The organism is Dictyobacter formicarum, from assembly GCF_016587435.1.
The window spans coordinates 241,314-261,285 of sequence record NZ_BNJJ01000012.1 but is presented as its reverse complement, the minus strand read 5'-3'; the positions used below and the strand labels follow the sequence as shown (position 1 = coordinate 261,285).

18 protein-coding genes and 1 pseudogene are annotated in these 19,972 nt (G+C 50.6%); 9 read left to right on the top strand and 10 right to left on the bottom strand.

Features of this window, described 5'->3' with window-relative positions; genetic code table 11:
* Positions 1-49 precede the first annotated feature (49 nt).
* Together JMI88_RS21820 and JMI88_RS21815 are read right to left on the bottom strand one after the other, a co-directional pair.
* Positions 50-910, bottom strand: a complete 861-nt coding sequence (locus JMI88_RS21820; RefSeq protein ID WP_201364085.1) for an alpha/beta fold hydrolase — start codon at positions 908-910, stop codon at positions 50-52.
* A 21-nt stretch (positions 911-931) separates the two neighbouring features.
* Positions 932-1,564 (bottom strand): TetR/AcrR family transcriptional regulator, encoded by a 633-nt coding sequence (locus JMI88_RS21815; RefSeq protein WP_201364084.1) that lies wholly within the window; start codon positions 1,562-1,564, stop codon positions 932-934.
* 834 nt (positions 1,565-2,398) lie between these two features.
* On the opposite strand from JMI88_RS21815, the gene JMI88_RS21810 reads away from it, so the two are divergent.
* The 3 genes from JMI88_RS21810 to JMI88_RS39475 all read left to right on the top strand — a co-directional run bounded on the left by JMI88_RS21810 (position 2,399) and on the right by JMI88_RS39475 (position 4,122).
* Positions 2,399-3,169 (top strand): alpha/beta hydrolase, encoded by a 771-nt coding sequence (locus tag JMI88_RS21810; protein WP_201364083.1) that lies wholly within the window; start codon positions 2,399-2,401, stop codon positions 3,167-3,169.
* A 323-nt stretch (positions 3,170-3,492) separates the two neighbouring features.
* On the top strand, positions 3,493-3,804 hold the full coding sequence (locus tag JMI88_RS21805; protein WP_201364082.1) for a hypothetical protein: 312 nt from the start codon (positions 3,493-3,495) through the stop codon (positions 3,802-3,804).
* Positions 3,805-3,837: 33 nt separating this feature from the next.
* Positions 3,838-4,122, top strand: a complete 285-nt coding sequence (locus JMI88_RS39475) for a hypothetical protein (RefSeq protein WP_236023001.1) — start codon at positions 3,838-3,840, stop codon at positions 4,120-4,122.
* A gap of 165 nt (positions 4,123-4,287) precedes the next feature.
* Here JMI88_RS39475 and JMI88_RS40165 read toward each other — a convergent pair whose 3' ends face one another.
* The 8 genes and pseudogenes from JMI88_RS40165 to JMI88_RS21760 all read right to left on the bottom strand — a co-directional run bounded on the left by JMI88_RS40165 (position 4,288) and on the right by JMI88_RS21760 (position 12,407).
* Positions 4,288-4,908 (bottom strand): MFS transporter, encoded by a 621-nt coding sequence (locus tag JMI88_RS40165; RefSeq protein WP_201364081.1) that lies wholly within the window; start codon positions 4,906-4,908, stop codon positions 4,288-4,290.
* 11 nt (positions 4,909-4,919) lie between these two features.
* Complete coding sequence (locus tag JMI88_RS40160; protein WP_201364080.1) at positions 4,920-5,570, bottom strand: MFS transporter; 651 nt, start codon at positions 5,568-5,570, stop codon at positions 4,920-4,922.
* A gap of 339 nt (positions 5,571-5,909) precedes the next feature.
* Positions 5,910-6,716, bottom strand: a complete 807-nt coding sequence (locus tag JMI88_RS21785; RefSeq protein ID WP_201364079.1) for a GNAT family N-acetyltransferase — start codon at positions 6,714-6,716, stop codon at positions 5,910-5,912.
* Between the two features lie 171 nt (positions 6,717-6,887).
* Positions 6,888-7,577, bottom strand: coding sequence for an MBL fold metallo-hydrolase (locus tag JMI88_RS21780; RefSeq protein ID WP_201364078.1), 690 nt, complete (start codon positions 7,575-7,577; stop codon positions 6,888-6,890).
* 762 nt (positions 7,578-8,339) lie between these two features.
* Positions 8,340-8,687 carry a hypothetical protein gene (locus tag JMI88_RS21775; protein ID WP_201364077.1) on the bottom strand — a complete coding sequence of 116 codons (348 nt, stop codon included), beginning with the start codon at positions 8,685-8,687 and terminating at the stop codon, positions 8,340-8,342.
* 506 nt (positions 8,688-9,193) lie between these two features.
* Positions 9,194-9,796 carry a plasmid pRiA4b ORF-3 family protein gene (locus tag JMI88_RS21770; RefSeq protein WP_201364076.1) on the bottom strand — a complete coding sequence of 201 codons (603 nt, stop codon included), beginning with the start codon at positions 9,794-9,796 and terminating at the stop codon, positions 9,194-9,196.
* A 31-nt stretch (positions 9,797-9,827) separates the two neighbouring features.
* Positions 9,828-10,995: pseudogene (locus JMI88_RS21765) on the bottom strand (IS630 family transposase).
* A gap of 257 nt (positions 10,996-11,252) precedes the next feature.
* Positions 11,253-12,407 (bottom strand): MFS transporter, encoded by a 1,155-nt coding sequence (locus tag JMI88_RS21760; protein ID WP_236023004.1) that lies wholly within the window; start codon positions 12,405-12,407, stop codon positions 11,253-11,255.
* A 131-nt stretch (positions 12,408-12,538) separates the two neighbouring features.
* Here JMI88_RS21760 and JMI88_RS21755 point away from each other — a divergent pair, with 131 nt between their 5' ends.
* From JMI88_RS21755 to JMI88_RS21730, 6 genes are all read left to right on the top strand, one after another.
* A complete protein-coding gene (locus JMI88_RS21755; RefSeq protein WP_201364074.1) occupies positions 12,539-13,465 on the top strand; it encodes a MarR family transcriptional regulator in 927 nt (308 codons plus the stop codon).
* A gap of 418 nt (positions 13,466-13,883) precedes the next feature.
* A complete protein-coding gene (locus JMI88_RS21750; protein ID WP_201364073.1) occupies positions 13,884-14,141 on the top strand; it encodes a helix-turn-helix domain-containing protein in 258 nt (85 codons plus the stop codon).
* 46 nt (positions 14,142-14,187) lie between these two features.
* Entirely contained in the window at positions 14,188-15,405 is a 1,218-nt protein-coding gene (locus tag JMI88_RS21745) for a tyrosine-type recombinase/integrase (protein WP_201364072.1), read from the top strand.
* Between the two features lie 427 nt (positions 15,406-15,832).
* Positions 15,833-16,828: a sigma-70 family RNA polymerase sigma factor gene (locus tag JMI88_RS21740; RefSeq protein ID WP_201364071.1), complete on the top strand. Its 996-nt coding sequence runs from the start codon at positions 15,833-15,835 to the stop codon at positions 16,826-16,828.
* Between the two features lie 537 nt (positions 16,829-17,365).
* Positions 17,366-18,004, top strand: coding sequence for a TetR/AcrR family transcriptional regulator (locus JMI88_RS21735; protein WP_201364070.1), 639 nt, complete (start codon positions 17,366-17,368; stop codon positions 18,002-18,004).
* 50 nt (positions 18,005-18,054) lie between these two features.
* Positions 18,055-19,791: an MDR family MFS transporter gene (locus JMI88_RS21730; protein WP_236023000.1), complete on the top strand. Its 1,737-nt coding sequence runs from the start codon at positions 18,055-18,057 to the stop codon at positions 19,789-19,791.
* Positions 19,792-19,972: the final 181 nt, after the last annotated feature.

The window sequence follows — 19,972 nt, the reverse complement described above, 5'->3', positions numbered from 1 at the left end:
CGACTTGCCTCATGCGCTTTCACCAGGCGTAGGTGTGCGCGTGCCTCACTCATTTCTCTTCCCTTTGCTGTGTTTCCAATGCGGGGTCAGTTGGTGATGGTCGCTGGTCTCCTGTTGGGATTGGCGAGCCAGCTCGAATGCGTTGAGCAAACGCGTCGAGAGATCGTGCGAGTGTTGTTGGTTCTTTGAACGGAAGGAGGTGGGTGTTGTCCACCCACTGGAGCGCACATGCCGGGTAGAGGCGTGCGAGTTGTTCACCGCCAGCCCGCCACAGCGCATTGTTGCGCTCAGCACGCTCCCCCTTTTCCCCAGCAGATTTCGTTGCCAGGGCAAGCTCGACAGGACAATCAAGCTGGTCGTAGGCCGAAAGGAGCTGTTCACGGTGCATATTCACCCCAATAGTCAGGTCTGCATACTCGGAAGGCGTGAGTCGATACCCCATGCCAACCAGAGAGAGCAGGCGCGGCCCAACCTTCATTGCGGGCGTATCGAGGCGGCGCTTGAGATCCTCAGGATCAGTTACAAGATTGACCGGGACGGCACCGTCAATGAGAAACAGCCCTGCTACTCTTCCTGGATGTGCTGCTGCATACCAGACAGCCAGATCGGCCCCCAGGGACCAGCCAACCACAAGCGGTTGCTCGCCAGCAACCCGGTCCATGATGACCTCGGCATCGCTCAAGAAGCCCTTGAAAGAGACATCAGACGAGCGCGTTGTTTTGCCATGATTGCGAAAATCGAAGGTGACAAGCCGATACGACTCACGAAGTTCGTGGATGAGTCGCTTCCAACTCACTTGTGTTGCTCCCCCTCCGTTGAAGAACAGCAGCGTTTGCCCCTGTCCTGTCTCGCTGACCGCGAGCTGGACCTCTCCGTTTGCTATCTTGTAGTGTTTTTTCTTTGTCCTCATGCGATCGTGTGTACCTTTCTTTTACCCAAAAAGACCCTGGAGGAGCGCCTCGAGTCCAAAGTCAAACTCCTGATCAGCATTCCACTGGGCAATCTCGGGCAATAACGTGTGGAGCCTGGGATAGTGCTCTGCCGGAAATTGTTGCCAGACCGTGGGACCATTGGGCCCTGGTTCCAGACCTGCGATCGCTTGCGTTCCAGTGCCAAGCAACGTATGCCCAACAATAAAGCCGACCAGGCACTGGAGCGCATAGATGGACTGAACGCCGGTAATCTGTGCCTGATGGAGTGTTTCAAGAAGGCGGTCTAACATCGCAAGAGAGGCTGATGTACGCAACGGGCTGGTTGCGATAAGCGGAAGCACGCGGGGATGAGCGCGCAGAACGTCTCGAAAGGCGTGAGCAATGGTCCATAATTCCTCACGTGGCGTGGCATGAGGATGCACAGGCAACGGAGCCTGAACAATGAGCAGTTCGATTACCCCATCAAAGACAGCTCGCTTATTCTCAACATGGTTGTAGAGTGACATCGCCTCAACCCCAAGCAAAGCGCCGAGTTTGCGCATACTAAAGCCTTCCAGACCCTCTTGATCAAGCAAGCGCAAGGCTGCTTCTAACACCCGTTGCCGTGTGAGTGACTCACCAGATTTCGCCATGACTCTCGTCTCCCTTATACTTACATTGTAAGTTTACAATGTAAGTATAAGGGAGAGCAAGAAGGATGTCAAGAGAACCTTTTCCAGTGTTCATTGGTGAGATTAACTCGTTGCGCAATCAGTGGGTAACTCCATCCTGTTTCATCTTCACTGAGTGAAACAAGCACCACTCTTCTTGCTCAACATACGATGTATCCCAAGAGGGGACAGGCACTCAATTGTCCAGTTTTCTCTCTTGTATCGGTCTGTGATTATCGCGCACAAGACCAATGATGAGAAATACAACGTATTACCGAGCAAACCCTCAATGGTGCTCAGAGGTATGGAGAAGCGCGGCAACAGAGGTGTTTGACAGAGATCTCCGGCGAGCATTCCGCTGACATTTCTTATTGATCCCACCTTTTGCAAGCTCATACTGGCCTTTTGCGCAGCTCTATAGAGAGATACTCGCATCCTGCAATGATTGCCAGAACTCTTCACAACCTCTTTGCGCACCTTAGGTTCCCTCAGCTTACCGTTTCAAACTATGCTGTTGTTTTGAAAGGAAAATGGTATCCAGATGTCACCAATCACGAAACACTATGAACTCGCCAAACACCATATGCTCGCAGGACAATCCTATGATGCGGACCTCCCTGATGGAGAGAGAAATGGATTGAAGAAGGTCAAGGGATAACCGGACACTTCTTGTATATTGGGCAGAAATAAATCAGGGATCAGTGCATATGGCTTCAATTACCCATTAAAAGGATGAAAAAATTGCCGAGTAAAAGAGCAATTTTTGTTCAGGAGCGCGAGGCCATTATGGCACAACAAACAAAGGAGAGCTTTACCATGAGTAATACTGCGTTCACACCCATCTTAATTCCTGATGTCTGTTATGGCATAACTGACGACGGAAAGCCTTTATTGCTCGATATCATGCGACCAGAGCCATTGCCAGAGAATTACATGCCCGTCGTTGTACAAATCCACGGAGGAGGGTGGTATCAAGGGCAGAAAGACGGCGAACATAACCGATTCTTCGCAGAGCAAGGTTTTTTTACCATCAGTATTGGGTATCGTTTGAGTGGTGAGGCTACCTTTCCAGCTCAGATTGAAGATATCAAGATGGCTGTGCGCTGGTTGCATGAACATGCCGAGGTGTACCACCTCGATACACAACGGATAGGTGCCTGGGGTCACTCTGCCGGTGGACATCTTGCTGCCCTGTTGGGAACCTCCGGGAACCGACAGAATCCAGAAGGCACACCAGTTGTTGAACGGTATTCGGTCCAGGTACAGGCCGTCGCTACTCTTGCGGGTCCCACTGATCTGTTGCGTATGGGAGGGTGGCACGATGCTCCTGATTCACCAGAAGCGCGTCTACTGGGTGGACCTATACAGGAACGGATGGAACTGGCTCGCTGTGCCAATCCTATTGCTTACATCACCAATGCTGTCCCACCTTTTCTGATCATTCATGGCACGCAAGATGATATTGTCCCCTTCCAGCAAGCCGTGTTGTTATATGAGGCGCTCAAAGCAGTTGATGCCGATGTGACATTCGTCCCTGTTGAAGGCGGTCATACCTCTCCATGGCGACTGGAGGATAGAGGTTCGTGAGGTGCTGGCCTTCTTCCAAAAACAGCTATGTGGCAGTGTCTAGAGAAAAGCAGAGCAAAGGGCTTCGCAACCGCTCGGAGTTCTCTTTGTTCAAGACGTTTTACAGTCGATGAACCGCCCTGTTGTGATCCAATCAGAGTCAACGAGGCAAGATTGTTTGCCATCTGGCTTGAGTGGACTGACAGAGTTCTCGCTTTCGATTTCGCAATAGCCGTGTAGCTCAGGGCTATTGCGAAATCGCCACTGGCAGATCCAGAAATAGAACAAATTGATTTACTCCACAAAATCGCTAGGACCTTAGCCTACCCTCATATATGTCTTCCATGATGGCAGGTCCAATCGTTGGTGCGCTTGCTGGCAATGAGCTCAGATGTTTTCATGTCGAGATCGACTATGCTGGACAGACAACGTACCTGGAGCAATACACTACGCCCGATCCCCCCGACATGGACCTGGTTGGATGCACCTGGCTACCTCACGTAGATGGCTCCTATCGCGTCCTGGAGATAGCAACGGATAGGGACGCTGCTCAGGTCGTTGAGCAGGTACAGGTGGGCGATCACCTTCTGCGCGTCGATCAACAGGATATACGCACTGCCTGCTTCATGGAGATTTCAGCCCACAACAAATTCTGATCGATGATAAACAAATAACAGGTTTCATAGACTTTGAGTTTCCCAGAAGTGGCGACCCCGCCTGGGATTTTGCCTACAGGGATTATTTCACCGGAAGCCAACCTTGAGGATCACTGTTCCTTACCCAATGGCTTCCTGAAGAAATATCGACCATCACCTTCATCAGCGATGGCCTTTGATGTACGCATTGTTTTGTGGCGCTTAGAACTTGGTCTTAAGCTGTTAGCATATCATCGCCATGACTCCATTCCAGACTACTTTGTACATATCAGCCTGCAATTTTTGCAATCCCTCCAGGAGATGCGTAATTTTCAGTAGAACCAGCGAATAAGAGGCGAACGGTCAGCCAACTCGGTGAGAGGATACCAACATACCAGGAGCTTCGCCTCTTCTGCTATATATGCGGGACCGCTGTTTCGACCAATTCTTGCACCGGTTTCAGGCCTTCAGGCAGAAGGTAAGCACGCAATGCACGATCATGGGCTACTCGCGGCTCACAAACCCATTCTCTCGTTCGTTTCCTGTCGATGGCTGCAAGACGGTTGTGGGAGCATCGCGCATGAAAACGAAAGATACAGCGGCAGCCAGAAGCATAAAGCCACTGCCAATAGAAAGGATGAGCACGATTCCGAGCGGTGCTGCCGCAACACTGCCAAGGGCGTTCCCAATCAATAACAGGAGTGAGAGGGTAGACACATAGGCCCCGAAGACTCGTCCTCGAAGACGCTCCTCGACTTCGGTTTGTAGCAGGGTCTGCATGCTGACGTGCCACCCCACATTCGGCGTCCCAGATAGGACAAACAAAACGAGGATCGGGATCAACGATCTGCTATTGAAGGCCCAGAGATAGGCCAGTCCTTCCCCCAACAGACCGACAGCCAGAAAACGTGTGGGAGAGATCCTTTTCGCCAGCGGCCCGACAAGCAGGCTGCCAACGAGGCTTCCCACCCCTAGTGCCGTGACCATGCCTCCATACTCCGCAGATCCCAAATGCAAGGCGGACGCCGGGAAAACCACAAAAACAGCGGCAATCATTCCATCGGCGAGCCCGGACAACGCGATGACGAGGAAGAGCACACGCAGGAGGCGCGCCTCCTTGACCACGCGGAGTCCCTCTAACAGTCATGCCAGTAGGTCATCCACTTCGTCATCGCCTCGGATCGTGGTGATGATTGGTGGCTCTCCTCTGTTGGAGTGGTTGGAACGAGCACAAGAGCGATCATGACAACAGAGCCAATGTAGGAGAGCCCATCAGCAATGAATGCACTCGCCGGACCCAGAAGGCTCAGCAGCATTCCTCCCAGCAGCGGTCCCACCAGCCGAGAGAAGCTTGCGCCCATGGAGCCGAGGGAGTTGGCCACCTGAAGCTGATCTTTGCTTACGATCTGGGGAGCTAAAGCGACTGATGCGGGATTGAAGAACTGGGTAATACATGCCTCCAAAAAGCTTACCACATAGACAAGCCAGAAAAGCTGAGGGACGACAACCACGAGGAGCAACATCAAGATGAACACAGCTCTCGCAAGATCGGCAATAATCATCGTTCGCTTGTAATTCCAGTGATCAACGAACACACCTGCCACCGATGACAACAAGACCCAGGGAAGTGCAGTCGCCATGAAGGTCAAACCCGCGATCAGCGCTGAGTTCGTGCGCGCATACACATAGAACGGCAAGGCTCCTCTGAGCACCCAATCGCCAAGGCTGGATATAATTCCGCCAAACCAGAGACAGGCATAGTTGCGATTGCGAAGAACGGCGTACATGATGCTACTCCTTTAGCAAATGAAATACATGACTGCTAAAAACGAGTGTAACATATCGCCAATGGCATTTTCTAGCATTCTATTACTTATATTGCTAGCAATTGATATAGTATATTGCCAAATTACCAGAGATGTAGGATACAACATATATGAGCGATAAAAAAAAGACGTATTATATGGCGGCACGGTTTCAGAAAGGTCACGGGCCTATCATTGATTGGCATATATTATCGCTACAACAACAAAATATGAATTTGAAGAATCTATTGGGGCTAGACGCTTATATCGCGGAAGTACAGACACGGTCCACACTCAACATGGTTCTGGTTATCCGCCATTTTAGATCGTTACATAGTAGACACTAAATGTCCCGTACGCCTGAAACCCAATGCGGCGATAGAGCGCACTTCCCATTGGCGAGGCCGCCAGCAGACCAATGCGATACCCACACGATCGTGCCTCATGCAGTGCGGCAAGCGTCATCATCGCGCCAACACCCTGACCTCGATAGCGAGGGAGCGTAAAGATATTTCGCAAGGATGCTGCTTCCACGCCGCAAAACAACAGAGACGTCGCCACCGGTTCACCATCGATGGTTCCAAGATAGAGACGCAGTGGGCTGAGATGATCGAGGTGCAGGCCTGAGTAGAGGGTAAAACACTGCTGAATGAGCTCTTCTGGGCACTCAGAGAAGCACACCCGCAGCCATTGCAGCAACTGCTCGTGGGTGCGAACACGATGAATGGCCAATCGAGACGATACCGGGAGGTCCGTATTCATTCGGAGCAGGTCTACGGCCATGACAGGTTCCGTTTCAGCATGGGTAAATCCGTTCTCCTCTAAGATGCGTCCCAAGTTGTCTGGACGAGAGGAGGGTCCCACGAACCAGAGAAATGGCAGATGGCGCTGTTGAAAATACTTACAGACACGAGAGATGGCAGGAGAAAGGCGGTCAGGCTCCAGCTGCGTCTGCAAAACACCATTGAAACTATCGGCATCGCTCCCCGTGGCATACCAGAGGAGGCCTAGATCATTGTGAAGCTCCGCCTGGGGGAGTCGGCTAAAGAGCATGCGCTCGGCAATGTGATTGGCATCATATGCCAGGGCAACCGTTGATGGCGAGAGATCTTGCAGGGCAGTGTTCACGAACGGGTCCACCTTTCTTCACTATCATATATTTCAATGTAAGAGCTAGAGAGCTCTTCCTCTTTCTTCAGCCCGGGTCGCGTTAGACGCGGCGATAATCCCAATCGTTCGTCCTCCTCCTTTCCTTTTCTGTTACCTCCACTATTTCCTGGCGTAGAGAAACTTCATATTCTAATCGAAGATTTCTGCCCCTTCCCAACTATTAAATGGCTCAGGCAATGTTGTCTTCGTTGCCTCTTCCAGAGGGAGGCCCTTGCTCATACATTCTTCTACTAAAACAACAAGAGCTGTAAGATAATGCCGGTTCAATGCCATGTCCGATCGCCCTCCTACCGGTCCGTGTCCAGGAACAGCAACAGTGAAATTGAGTTGCTCAACCTGTTGAAGAATATGCACCCATTCCTCAGGATCTCCGTCCCCTATCCAGGGATGCGTATGCACAAAAAGCAAATCACCCATGAAAAGTATCTGGTCATCGGGCAGATAGAGAAAGGCATCACTCCGTGTATGGCCGCCACCGTAGGTAAGCACCTCAACGGTTCTTTTGCTGCCATGAAAGGTCAACTGGTGCTCGAGAGTGAGATGAGGGATGGTTGGCTCAAATATGGGAATGGCCGTCAAGATCTCACGGCGTGTCGCTATCTCATGGGCCTGGGAGCGCCTCTTATCTACATCGGGCTCTTGCGCCAACTTGGCTTCCAAATTTCGGATATCGTTCTCAATGCTCAATTGCACCTTCTCTTTGCTCACGTCCACATGTTTGAGCAGATCTGCATAGGTTTTGCCAGTAGCAATAATATTGGCATCAGGATAAAAAACTTGATTACCCCACCAATGATCTCCATTCGGCCAATTGCTCAAGATGAAAGTGCCTGGATGTGGGAAGAGCACGGGCTGGATCAGTCATATTTTCCTCCCTGAAAAATGTCTTTTACAGACAGCCTACGTGAGCAACAACAATATATTGCGCATAAGTAGATGAATAAACCTTAAAGCAATTTTATCACCTAAATGATCTTCACCGTATATAAAAAATCGCTCAATCTTAACCTGTATCAAATCCATAAGCATAATATAAATCATAATGAGACAATATTTTTTATAAGGCTATCATCAACACAGAGCCATTGCATACGTTTGGAAAATGGGATAGTCGAATCTACTACCATGGATAACTTCGCAGCTGTAGCTTTTTGTGGGTCCCTTCATGAGAAGGGTCCCTGTGATCTATTGTAAGATCTTACATTAAGCACACATTTTCCGCTCATGCAGTCAGTTCTTGCTTGAATTAGTGAAGGGAGCCGCTGGCCGAGGCGAAAAAGACAGTATGGGCATGCGAGTAAAGTCCCTTCTTGAAACTACTGCTGAACTGCAGTTTCAGCAGAATTTGAAGCAACAGTATGTTTCTTTGGTGGAGTGAGGGGAGAAACCATGATGCTCGAATTGCTATTGGTAAATGGCCTGGAATCGCCACGGTTTTTGCCCCCAAGTCTGCACATAGAGATAAAGTTTCATGCGGCGGCTCTGGCAGTCACCTGCCCAGGCCGGTCGCAGGTCGCATAAGCACGATGCAAGCTGATCGCGGCCCTGAGGCGCTCGTAGAAGTGAGGAAAGCAGACAACTTCAAGAAGGCTCGTCGCCTACTTGAAATTTCGGCTCACTTAGCCAGATTTCCATCCCAGGAAGGATATCTGGCAACTCGACGCCAGTAATGGTCAACGAGAGCTCCGGGTTAGCGGGATCGGTATCTATCAGGAAATTCCCCTCTGCATCGCGCCAGGCGTCTATACCAAAGCCAGCTACACGGGCCTGAAGGATACGCCCATTCGGCAGACGGAGCTCAAGAGGGTCCCCAGACATAGGCATGATGATGTTGCTGGCAAGACTGCGCAGGAGGATACGCGGAGTGAGCCTGAACTTGCCTTCATAGGAGTTCGCGATGCCTTCAACGGTAAGTAAGTAAACCTGCATAAGAGCCCTCCTAAATGATCATTGCATGATGGAAAGTATCATAGTCGGTTCCGGCAGGAAAAGCAAGAGAGAGGGCTCATGATATACATCATTTTGCTTCGTGGGCGGAAATCGGATAATTCAACTTCGCATCGCCAAGATTGTTTACTTACAATCTTCCATATCGATACCCTGGATGAGGAGCGTCTTCGCCGGGAGAGTTTGTCTCCATGTGCAGAATTGGGGGCACGTGTGCAGGTTTGAGGGCAAAAACCGTGGCGATTCCAGGCCATTTACCAACTATCAAGCACGCTCAAGATACATTCGAGCGGGTATCAAAATGAGATGCAAACCTGAATATTACTAGCGACTGCTGATATAACCACAGTCGGGATGCCTCGATTGCCTAGAGGAGTGTAGAGGGTGGCCTCTCAAAAACACATGTATGGGTGTGAAAGAATGCACTTCATTTCCCCAGCTTTTTTGAGATTCCGCATCAGCCACTTTAATGCGTGCCGAGAGGTTCATCAGTCCAGAATTGCCAGCGCTGAATTGGCTTGCTGGACGGAAAAAAGCTCAGGATCGTAAGACACACCTGCCCACTGACGCATACGCATGTGCTCAGGATGCTTGGGATTCTGCAATGCCTCAAGGAGCAAAGTGTATCCACTGATCCCACCAGCATCCTCTGGGGGGCAAGCTCGTTCACCAGCCAGACAACGAGGGGTCACCCAGAGAGCATCCTCATGCAGATTTTCATCGTCCAGATGCTCAATGTTTTCAATCGTAATCTGGTGCATCCAGCCATCACCCAGGTCATATTCGTACGTCAGCTTCAACCAATCGGCCCAGACGGTCGCATCGAGCTTTGTTCGTCGACTATCTCTGATGCGTATGTCTGCATGCTCCCAATCAGGGTCGGGGAGACCATATATGGTTGTCTTCTCATTGATCGTCAATCTGAACAAATAGAGATGGGCGTTCTCCCACCCCATCACCACCTGAAGCATTTTATGAAGGGTATGCAGGCTGATGGCCCCGGGCACAATCATTTTCCGCCAAATAGGGGGCTCAATGCCAGTTAACTGGATGTGCAGGTAATAACGACTCTCTGACTGATAACTTCCCATGTGCGTCTCCGCTTCTATCTACGTGAAATTGTCACACAACAGACCCCAGCGGCTGAGGGTCAAATTGTTGCACTGGATAGAGCCGCTTGAGCTTGATGCGCGCGTCGGCTGTGCGAAATTGCCAGTTCACCGTGCCCACCTGCTGGTTGCGATGATCTTGCCAACTCTGCACCTGCCGACAAAGTTCCTCAATGGTGGCGATATTGTGGGCCAGACCTTGCCGTGCTAAGACACTCAACTCGATCTCGGCAATGTTGAGCCAACTCGCATGTTTGGGAGTGTAGTGGATTTCCAGGCGGTCGATAAGAGCTTTGGCCTGTGCTGGTGGAAACACCTCGTAAAACGAAGCAAGCGTGTGCGTATTGAGATTGTCCAGGACCAGGACAACTTTCTCCACCTCAGGATACTGCTCTTCGAGCACTTCTCGCATAAAGTGCGCCCAGTCCTGTTTGGCGCGATGCTCGGTCACTTTCAGGCAGCGTTTCCCCGCCAGCGGTTCATAGGCAATGAAGAGATTGGCACGACCCTCTCTCTCGAAGGTATAGTCTTCTCGTGCCACTTGTCCCGGCTTCGCCGGTTCAGGAGGATATTTGTCTTTGACGAGATTCTTCCCCATCTCATCCATACAGATCCGAGGCACTGTCGGGTCATAAGGCTGGCAATACACGTCCAGCACATCCTCCATGTGATAGACAAAGTCTCCGTCCGCTTCCTTGGGGAAGCACCAGGACTTTTTGAGCCACGGCTTGAGTTCGTTTTTTTGAGTGTGGTTCTCACTGTCTCCGGGCTGATATGCTCAACATAGCCCAGGCGCACCATCTGATCAGCGAGCAACTCCAGCGTTGTCGTCCATCGGGAGCTTTGCTACACGCCAGATGAATCAGTTGGGCCTCTCCCTTGCCATCCAGACAGCGTCGTTCAGGATGTTCTCGGGAGAAACTCCCCGCAAGGGCAACTTCCAGATTCTCTTGCACAAACCTCTGCTTGATGCGGATCACTGTGCGGCGACTGATGGAGAGCGCCTCGGCAATCTGCCCATCGGTAGAACGCGGTTTGTCTTGACTTTGATCACTCATCAGCAACACACGAGCTACCAAGTAGTATTTGGCTGGCGTTCTGCTCGTTTGTGCCATCGTTTCCAGAAACGTTCGCTGCTCTGATGTCAACTTCACTGGATAGCGGTAGTGAAAGGTTCTCATGTTTGGACTCCTTTTTCGTGAACATGTGCAGTTGAAAGAGGAAAGCATGCCAGTTCAATGCCACCGAATCAAAGTCGTTTTCTCCCTCCACATATGGATCAGCATTGAACTGGCATGCTTTCCTTCGCGTTTACGTCTCTTCCTTTCCCAGCATCAGCAGTGGCTTTCGTCCGTCTGCATGTGGACCAGTTCTCCCTCATGCTGTGGCATGTGAGAGGATTTCCCCAGGCGCATAGCCCGCGAACTCACCCATCTGCTCAGCAGCAGCACGAGTAGGGCAAGGAGGGCGCAACTTGCTCCGACCCAGCCAAGAAGGGTGACCGATGTGGTATGCAAAACCAGTCCGCCAAGTACCGCTCCACCTGCAATTCCCAAATAGAACGCGGAGTTGTTGAGGGCGAGAATAACGTTCGTGTGTGCTGGTGCCAGGCTGAGCAAACGATGCTGCTGGGGAACAAAGGGCAGGGACCCCAGGCACCCCAGATTGCCAACAGCACGATGCTCCCGATCAGCGTCGTCATCGCTACCGAGAGCAGCACCTCTACCAACACCAGTGCCACCAAGACTGGTAGCAGGAGACGCATCGGCCCAAACCGATCGGAGATCATGCCCCCAGACCAGTTGCCGATCACAACTCCTGCTCCGAACACGATGAGTGGTCCGCTCACATCTGTAATGTGCACATTGTTTCCCAGCAGCAGCGCAATATAGGTATAGATAGTGTACGTCCCTAGATTCCACAGCAGGCCGGGAAGCAAGGCGAGCAAGAGATAGGGCTCGGTGATGGGTGCCAGCCGAGCCTTCAATGATACCCTGCTAGACGCATCTGCTCTGGGCAAACCACACACTAGCAGTGCCAGAAAGGCCACACCGGCCAGTGCAACGATCAGCCCAAAAGACAAGCGCCAGCCGAAATGCTCTCCCACCCAGGTTCCCAACGGCGAACCAAAGACGGTTGCTACCGTGAGCCCCAGAACCACCAGGGCAAGCGCCTGGCCTCGCTTCTCTGGAGGAGAAAGCTGGGTGCCAATGGTATAAGCCAAAGGGGCATAGAGGGCCGCGCAACACCCGGCAAGCACACGAGTCAAGAGCAGAAAAAGAAATGTTGGTGCCAGGGCCGAACCAAGGTTCGCGAGAGAGAAGACCCCCAGAGCAATCATCAGTACGCGCGAGGCTGACCAGCGTCCGGTCAGTGCGGCAAGTACTGGGGCACCCAATCCATAGGTGAGGGAGAAGACCGTGACCAGTTGCCCGGCCAGAGCTTCCGGCGCACTGGTTTCTTTGGTGATCAGAGGAAGGACGCCAGCAATCACGAAGGCATCCGTTCCCAGGGCGAACATCCCCAGGGCGAGCAGCACGATGCGTGGATTGATGCTGCCAGTTTGTCCAGGTGAGGAACCGTCAGGTATCATTTTCAAGAGAGGTTTCCTTCTACCAAAACATTGTTAACAATGTTTGAGTTCAAACTATTATTCCATAACAACGGATGATATGATACCATCAAAAGAGCGCGTATGTCTAGATCAAAGAAGGAGAGTGCACCATGCCACGATTAACGCAGACCGGTGGCGAGAAGCGTGAGCCGAAGGATACTATGGAAGGAGAACGCCAACGAGACACTCCTCTATTGGCTGACGCCCCCTTGCCCCAGATCCGAGATCATACAGACTGGCTGCTCGAAGGGTGGAAGCAGCAGCGTCCAGACCTGGACGTTTCCCCGATCGCTGTCGTGACGCGCCTCAGTCGCTTGCAATCGTACCTGCAACCAGAGATTGCGGCGGTCTTTGAACATGCTGGTTTGACCACTCCTTCCTTTGCAGTCATCGCCACGTTACGCCGGGCAGGCCCGCCCTATCAGCGTTCCCAGCGGGCACTGATGGATGCCCTGCAATTGAGTGGCGGGACCATTAGTGTGCGAATCGATCGTCTGGAAAAGGAAGGCATCGTTCAACGGACGCCTGATCCCTGTGACCAACGCGGGGTATTGGTCCAGCTCACCGAGAAAGGTGTGGCGTTGTTTGACCAAGTGGCTCCTCTGCACTTGACGAATGAGGACCGCCTCCTGTCTGCATTGAGCCAAGAACAGCGTGAGCACCTCACTTCGTTGCTGCGCACACTGCTCTTAAGTTTTGAAGCACTGGACCCCGAAGACTCCCAACATCCGTCACACTGGCTAGGAGCCTCGCTCGCCTCTGCCCACGTAGCTCGGCAGGTGCGCCGGGCTGCTGGATTGCCAGAAGTGGCTGGCCTATTGATCCAGGCTGTCGCGGTGCCGGGTCCGTCAGCCAGGGCAGGATTACGCGAGGGTGACCTCATCATTGCCGCCAATGGCAGGGCCATCCGATCGATCGAAGATCTCTATGAGCAACTCAGGGCGGCAGGTCACGCACCGGTCATGTTGGACATTCTCCGCGGAGAGCAGCGCTTGACATCCCCTCTCCACCCTCATCATCGGAGAGAGAGCGTGTGATCGCTCGTTTCTTGACCTTGCCTGGTGGTTCCTCTCTCAAAGGCTTTCCCCCTGTCGAAGCTGGCTTGTCGGGAAGGAGTTGTGCGAGGGAAAGTTCAACTTGGTCTTTCAAGTCTTTCTGGGGAGAAATACTGAGCGGCGCTGTACTCATTGTTTTCAAAGATGAGGCCACAACTCTCCCACCCATCATTCGGCCTACCCTTTCCTTATCTACACTTGTGTGACAGAGTGAGGTAGTAGAAGCAATATTAGAGAATACCTGCTCCTTCAGTACCTCCAACCCTCCCCTTCCAATACTCCAATGCTCTTCAACCACTCCATCCCCAAGAAACATAGACTGAATAGTGTGCAACACGAGAAAATTACGCTGCATATTAAATTCCGACTAAAACAGTTCATAACAGGAAGGAACTCCACCATGCCACGTACGAGATCACAAACAACAGACACACAGTCAAGTTTGGATAGAACAGCAACACCTTCTGAGCCTTTACCGCCTCCTCCTGAGGCATTGATGGATACGAAGGAATTACTCAGCTTTCTGAAGCTTGGCAAGACGAAAATTTCAGAACTGATCAATCGAGAGGGACTGCCTGTCTATAAATTTGGCAATGCATATCGATTTGATCGCAATGAAGTATGGCAATGGCTTCAAAATCGTCGGCAAATGCGGTAAAGTAGAGGTATCCAGTCTTGCCTCTAACAAGAAAGAAGTACATGCAATGGTTCAAAGAACAACCAATTCTGAGCTTCCGGCAAGAAATGCGAGGCAGAAAAATGATTATGGGGATGGCACCATCTATGAACGTCAAGATGGGCGCTTCGTCGCAAGCCTGAGATCTTCCACTGGAAAACGTATCGAGCGCTACGCCAAAACGAGGAAAGAAGCAAAGGAGAAATTAAAACAGCTTATTCACGAAAATGAGCAGGGTTCTCTGGTCACAGAGCGCAACCAGAAGATAGGCGACTACCTCGACTACTGGCTGAAGATGCGCCGCGATTCCCTTGCCATCAAAGTAACGACTTATGTGTCGTACAGCAGTTATCTACATCGCAATGTTATTCCTGTGCTTGGGAACATTCCATTGCAGCAATTGACTGGTACGCACATCCAGAAGCTCTACACAGCGCTGCGCAACGATGGCATTGCGCCCAACACCATTCATCTCATTCATACCATTTTAAGCGCCGCCCTCAATGATGCCGTCAGGTGGCACAGGATAGCACTTAATCCGTGCAAACATTTGACGGCACCTCGGGCACAACGAACTGAGATAAAGTACCTTACGCATGAGCAGGCGATGCAGCTGGTGGAAGCCGCTAAGGGATATCGCATCGAGCAGATCATCCTGCTGGCCGTTTCTCTCGGACTGCGCAAAGGAGAAATCCTCGGTTTGCGTTGGGATGATATTGATTTTGATCAAGGGATCCTGACCGTCAGAAGGACCGTTTCCTACATTCCACCGCACGATGGAGAACTACACATGTACCTGGAAACGGATCCAAAGACGGCAACAAGTAAGCGCACCATTATCCTGCCAACCTTTATCCAGGAAGCGTTAAAAGCGCACCGCGCCCAACAACTCCAGGAGCGATTGAAGGCGGGAAAAGAATGGGAGCAGCATAACCTGGTCTTCTGCAGTATGCTGGGAAAACATGTCAAGCCATCGTCCTTACGGACACAATTTAAAGGGGCCTTGCAAAAGGCGAACTTACCGGACATACGTTTTCATGACCTGCGCCACTCGGCGGCCACCATCCTGTTGTCCATGGGCGTCAACGTCAAGGTGATCCAGGAACTGCTGGGCCATGCCAACATTAGCATTACGCTCAACATTTATTCGCATGTTACCCCTACCATGCAGCGGGACGCTATGAAAGAACTTGATCAGCACTACCAGATTGCCAGAAAAGGAGAGATCATGGTCGGGTCGGTTTAGCCATAAGAGCAGGTAGAAACAGGGTTTGTTCAATGCGGCTGGACGCCAATTTCTGACAGCCAATTTACCTGAACGAGACGGTTTACGCCGGTTGATAATGGTTCGGTACGCATGCACTTTTGAGCTCAAATCCTCAGAAAAGACATCCTCTACGCTCCCCACGATGAAGCGAAATTGGTAAGACTGGTATAAGACAAGTACATCTTTTTTCATTTCTACACAAAAAAGAGGACTGCAACTGTATTTTGCTGTGGAAAAATTTGGTCACATCTGTATTTAGTCAAACAGGTGATTATGGCGGCATTAAAAAAAGGGCAAAATCGGCTGTAGACCCGGGAAGCTATCTAGGAGATAGTAGAAAGCTCCTCCACGTATACTCAGTTTCATCAGAGGCCAGTAAAACCCAAATACAGTGGAGGATGTCCAGATGAAAAACACGATGGTAACCGACGCAGCACAGACAACAACGATAAAAACAATGAGCATTGAGGCAGATCCGGAAGTACTTAGCCTGAATGATTCTTCTCGTTTTTATCGCTATGAGATCGGGCAGGTGGATCTACTTTCTTCGGATGAAGTGAAAAACCTGGCCCAGCGGATCGAAAAGGCTCGGGTAGTGACGGGTAAACGGCAGCGCGGTCTACAGCGTACCCCAAAGGAGCCGAAAGAGGTCGAGGCAACGCGTGAGGCCGAGGAGGCTAAACGTCAATTGGTCGAGGCGAATCTTCGCCTGGTCATGCATATCGCCCGTAAGTATAGAGGCTTCGGTGTTGACCTGATGGACCTCGTCCAGGAGGGCAATATTGGGCTGATGCATGCCGTGGAGAAGTTTGATTATCGGAAAGGCTATCGTTTCAGTACCTACGCTACCTGGTGGATTCGCCAGTATATTACACGCGCTCTGGTTGAGCAGGCTCATATGATTCGTGTGCCCCTCTATAAAGTAGAGGAGATTAAGCGCCTGGGCCGTGTACGCCGTCGGATGCAGCAGGAATATGGTTTAGAGAGTGAGCCAACGCTGGAGCAGCTGGCACACCAGATGGAGGTCAGTGTCCAACAGGTTATTTCACTGCTCTCGACCCATCAGGAGACGATCAGCCTGGATATGCCTCGTAAAGGGGGCGACGACGAGATTTCTTTGAGCGATATCCTGGAGGATGATCCTATTTATTCGCCCGAACGCGTCGTAATCACCGAAACATTGAGAGAACATATTCACGACTTGCTTGATGCGTTATCCCAGCGTGAGAGGAGGGTATTACAACTCAGATACGGCCTGAATGGCCAGGGTGAACATAGTTTATCGGAAACAGGAAAAAAGTTAGGCCTGAGCCATGAGGCGGTGAGACAGGTGGAGTTTCGCGCCCTACGCAAGCTAGACCCACCCAGTCGCAGCAAAATGCTTCAGGACTTTTTGGGGTGATGCGATTGAGTCATTTCGATGATGAGGAACAGGAACTAAATTAGTTCCTGGATAAGACAAGGTTGAGCCGCTTTAGCGCCCGCCAAGCGCACCAGGCTCGACCTTTTTTTATGCTTTTTATTTAGTGATGCCAAAGGTGCGCGTTGAGCGTGTTCATTACCCCGACCATCAGGGTGAGATGGCTCACCGGCCCGGAGCGCTGAAGGCGCGAAGCGTCAGGGGCCGCAGGCACGACATGCGCGCATTCCAGGATGCCTGGTCAGCATTTTCATCTTGCTATCAGCCGCACATATTCCTTGCCAGGGAATTCCTACTCTGGCCAGGCATCACTCGATGATGAGTAATTCTAGTCTACCATAGCCCTCGGTACAGGTGAATGAAAAAAATATTAAATATTGACATTTCATGACCTGCATGATAAAATAATGACTATATAGTCAAAAAATTACTAAATATCCAATATATAAGCATGTGGTCATGGAAAGACAAGGAAGTCACAGAACCATCATGCGGTCAAGCAGTAAAGGAAGTCCATTAATGCCATCGATTCATACGCACACTTCGCTTAAAGAACGGCAGCGCGAGCAGCGTGAGCAGCTCATTCTGCAGGTAGCGGAGGAGGTTTTGCTTGAGAAGGGGTATTATGAAACTTCGATGGAGGAAATTGCTGTCCGAGTTGGTATCAGCAAAGGTACAATCTATCTACACTTTCGGAGCAAAGAAGAGCTGATTACAGCTATCCTGCAGCGAGATTTACGAATTGTGCTTGATAATCTAGATACAACCATTGCCCGGTATACAACTGCAAGATCGAAATTCGAAGCATTACTCACTTATCTCAATACAGGGCTCCTCTGTAAGAACACACAATTTTTATCTTCAATCTACAGCGGCGTGGATATTCAACGTAAGTTGAAAGAGCAATCTAGCTTTTTCAGGGAAGCCATTGAGTTCCTTTTTCAGCGTATCACCAGAATTATAGAAGAGGGCAAAGAGGCGGGAGAGATTACGACGACAATTGCGACTCCAGTTATGGCACGCACATTTTTGTCGCTGATCACTCCAAGAAGTTATGATGCACTGCTGCAACAAAAATACCATGTATCTATGAACTCTGATGAAACACTTCAACAAATAGGAAAAATTTTCTTTGATGGGATTGTAATTGAAAAGTAAGTTAACATAATTAAAATAAGTTAACTAATCGAAGAAGTGGAAAATTATACATGAAGAGTCCGACACAAGAAAAGCCAATGGACGGGATTATTATCGAGCGCAATTCAACTCCTCCATTGTCAGCTGGAATACACAGCGTTGAGCAGCCACGCTACTCTCAAAAAGAGACCCTATTGACGATGCTGGGTGTTTTGCTGGTCATGCTCCTGGCATCACTGGACCAGACTATTGTATCGACGGCCATGCCGCATATCATTTCTGAGCTGCAGGGCTTTGATCGCTACACCTGGGTCACGACAGCATATATGCTGACATCAACCGTGATGGTACCAATCTACGGAAAACTTTCGGACCTCTTTGGGCGCAAATCAATCTTCTTAATCGGCGTCAGTATTTTCTTGTTTGGTTCGGCCCTTTCAGGTGCGGCCCAGACCATGAATCAACTGATTGCTTTCCGCGCTATTCAGGGTCTGGGGGCAGCAGCCCTCCTACCGATTGCTATCGCGGTTGTCGGCGATCTCTTCACACCACGCGAACGCGGCAAATGGCAGGGCGTCACCACCGCCATTTTCGGACTCTCATCGATTCTAGGTCCGGCGGTTGGCGGTTGGATTACAGAAAATACCACGTGGCGCTGGGTCTTCTATGTCAATCTACCAATCGGCATAGTGGCGCTGTTCGTCTTGATCTTCCTGATGCCTTCCCTGCATAGAAAAGTGGAGAAGACAAAGATCGACTATATTGGTGCCTCATTGTTAGTGCTGGGAACGGTGCCGCTATTGCTTGGCTTTACCTGGGCTGGAGGAGACCTGCCCTGGCTATCGGCTCAGATCATTGGTCTCTTTGCCCTCTCAGTCGTAGCCTTTATCGGCTTCTTTAGCTATGAAATCAGGCTGGCACGCCGTGGAGAGCAGCCCATCATCGATCCACGACTATTCAAAAACAGCATTTTCAGCATCTCGATCCTGGTAACCATGATCATAAACATGGGAATGTTTGGCAGTATCTTCTTCCTGCCACTATTCGCACAGGGAGTGATGGGAGTATCGGCAACCAATAGTGGACTATTGCTCTCGCCAATGATGATCGCCTTAATGATTAGCAGCATCATCTCAGGTCAATTGATTTCTCGCTTCGGCAAATATAAATGGGTCGCGATCGTTGGTTTGCTCATCACAATCGTTGGCATGTACTTCTTGTATCGCCTGAACATTAATTCGGTGAATATGGATCTCTCAATTGCCATGATCATCGTCGGACTGGGAATGGGCTTTGGTATGTCCACATATACTATCGCCGTACAAAATGTCATGCCGGACAAAATTGGAGAGTCAACATCAGCTCTGACCTTTTTCCGCTCGATCGGTAGTACGGTTGCGCTAGCGGCGATGGGTTCGCTGATGTCATCGGCCTATGTACCAGCGTTCCATGATGCACTTCCGACCAGCTTGAAGCAGATGTTGCCAGCGAAACTGATCAATGCCCTTGACAATCCAAACATCCTGCTATCAGCGGATGCGCAGAAACAGCTACACCAGCAGTTCAGCACCTTTGGTCCCCAGGGGCAAACCATCTACAACCAGCTGATCGAAGCCGTAAAAGTCGGGCTGACCCAGGGCATTCACAACGTCTTTATCCTCAGCCTCGTACTGATGGTCATTGGTCTGATGGCAGTGTTCTTCTTGAAAGAGGTTCCCCTGCGCGGTAGTAATGCCAAAAGCAAGACGCAGAATCTCGAAGACATCACTCAAGAAGTCGAAAGTATCAGTCCAGCCATGCTGCATTAAATAGTTGGACAACGCTCAAAAAAGCTTGATTTTTGAACAGAAATCAGGTATACTTAATAAGTAAGTTTGAAGGAGCCGCAAAAGTGGCTCCTTTTTTGATCTATTTTCTTTCACTAGATTCTTCAACGGCCAACATATCTACACAAGTAGTACTGCCTATTCCGGTTACTCCCAATCCTCA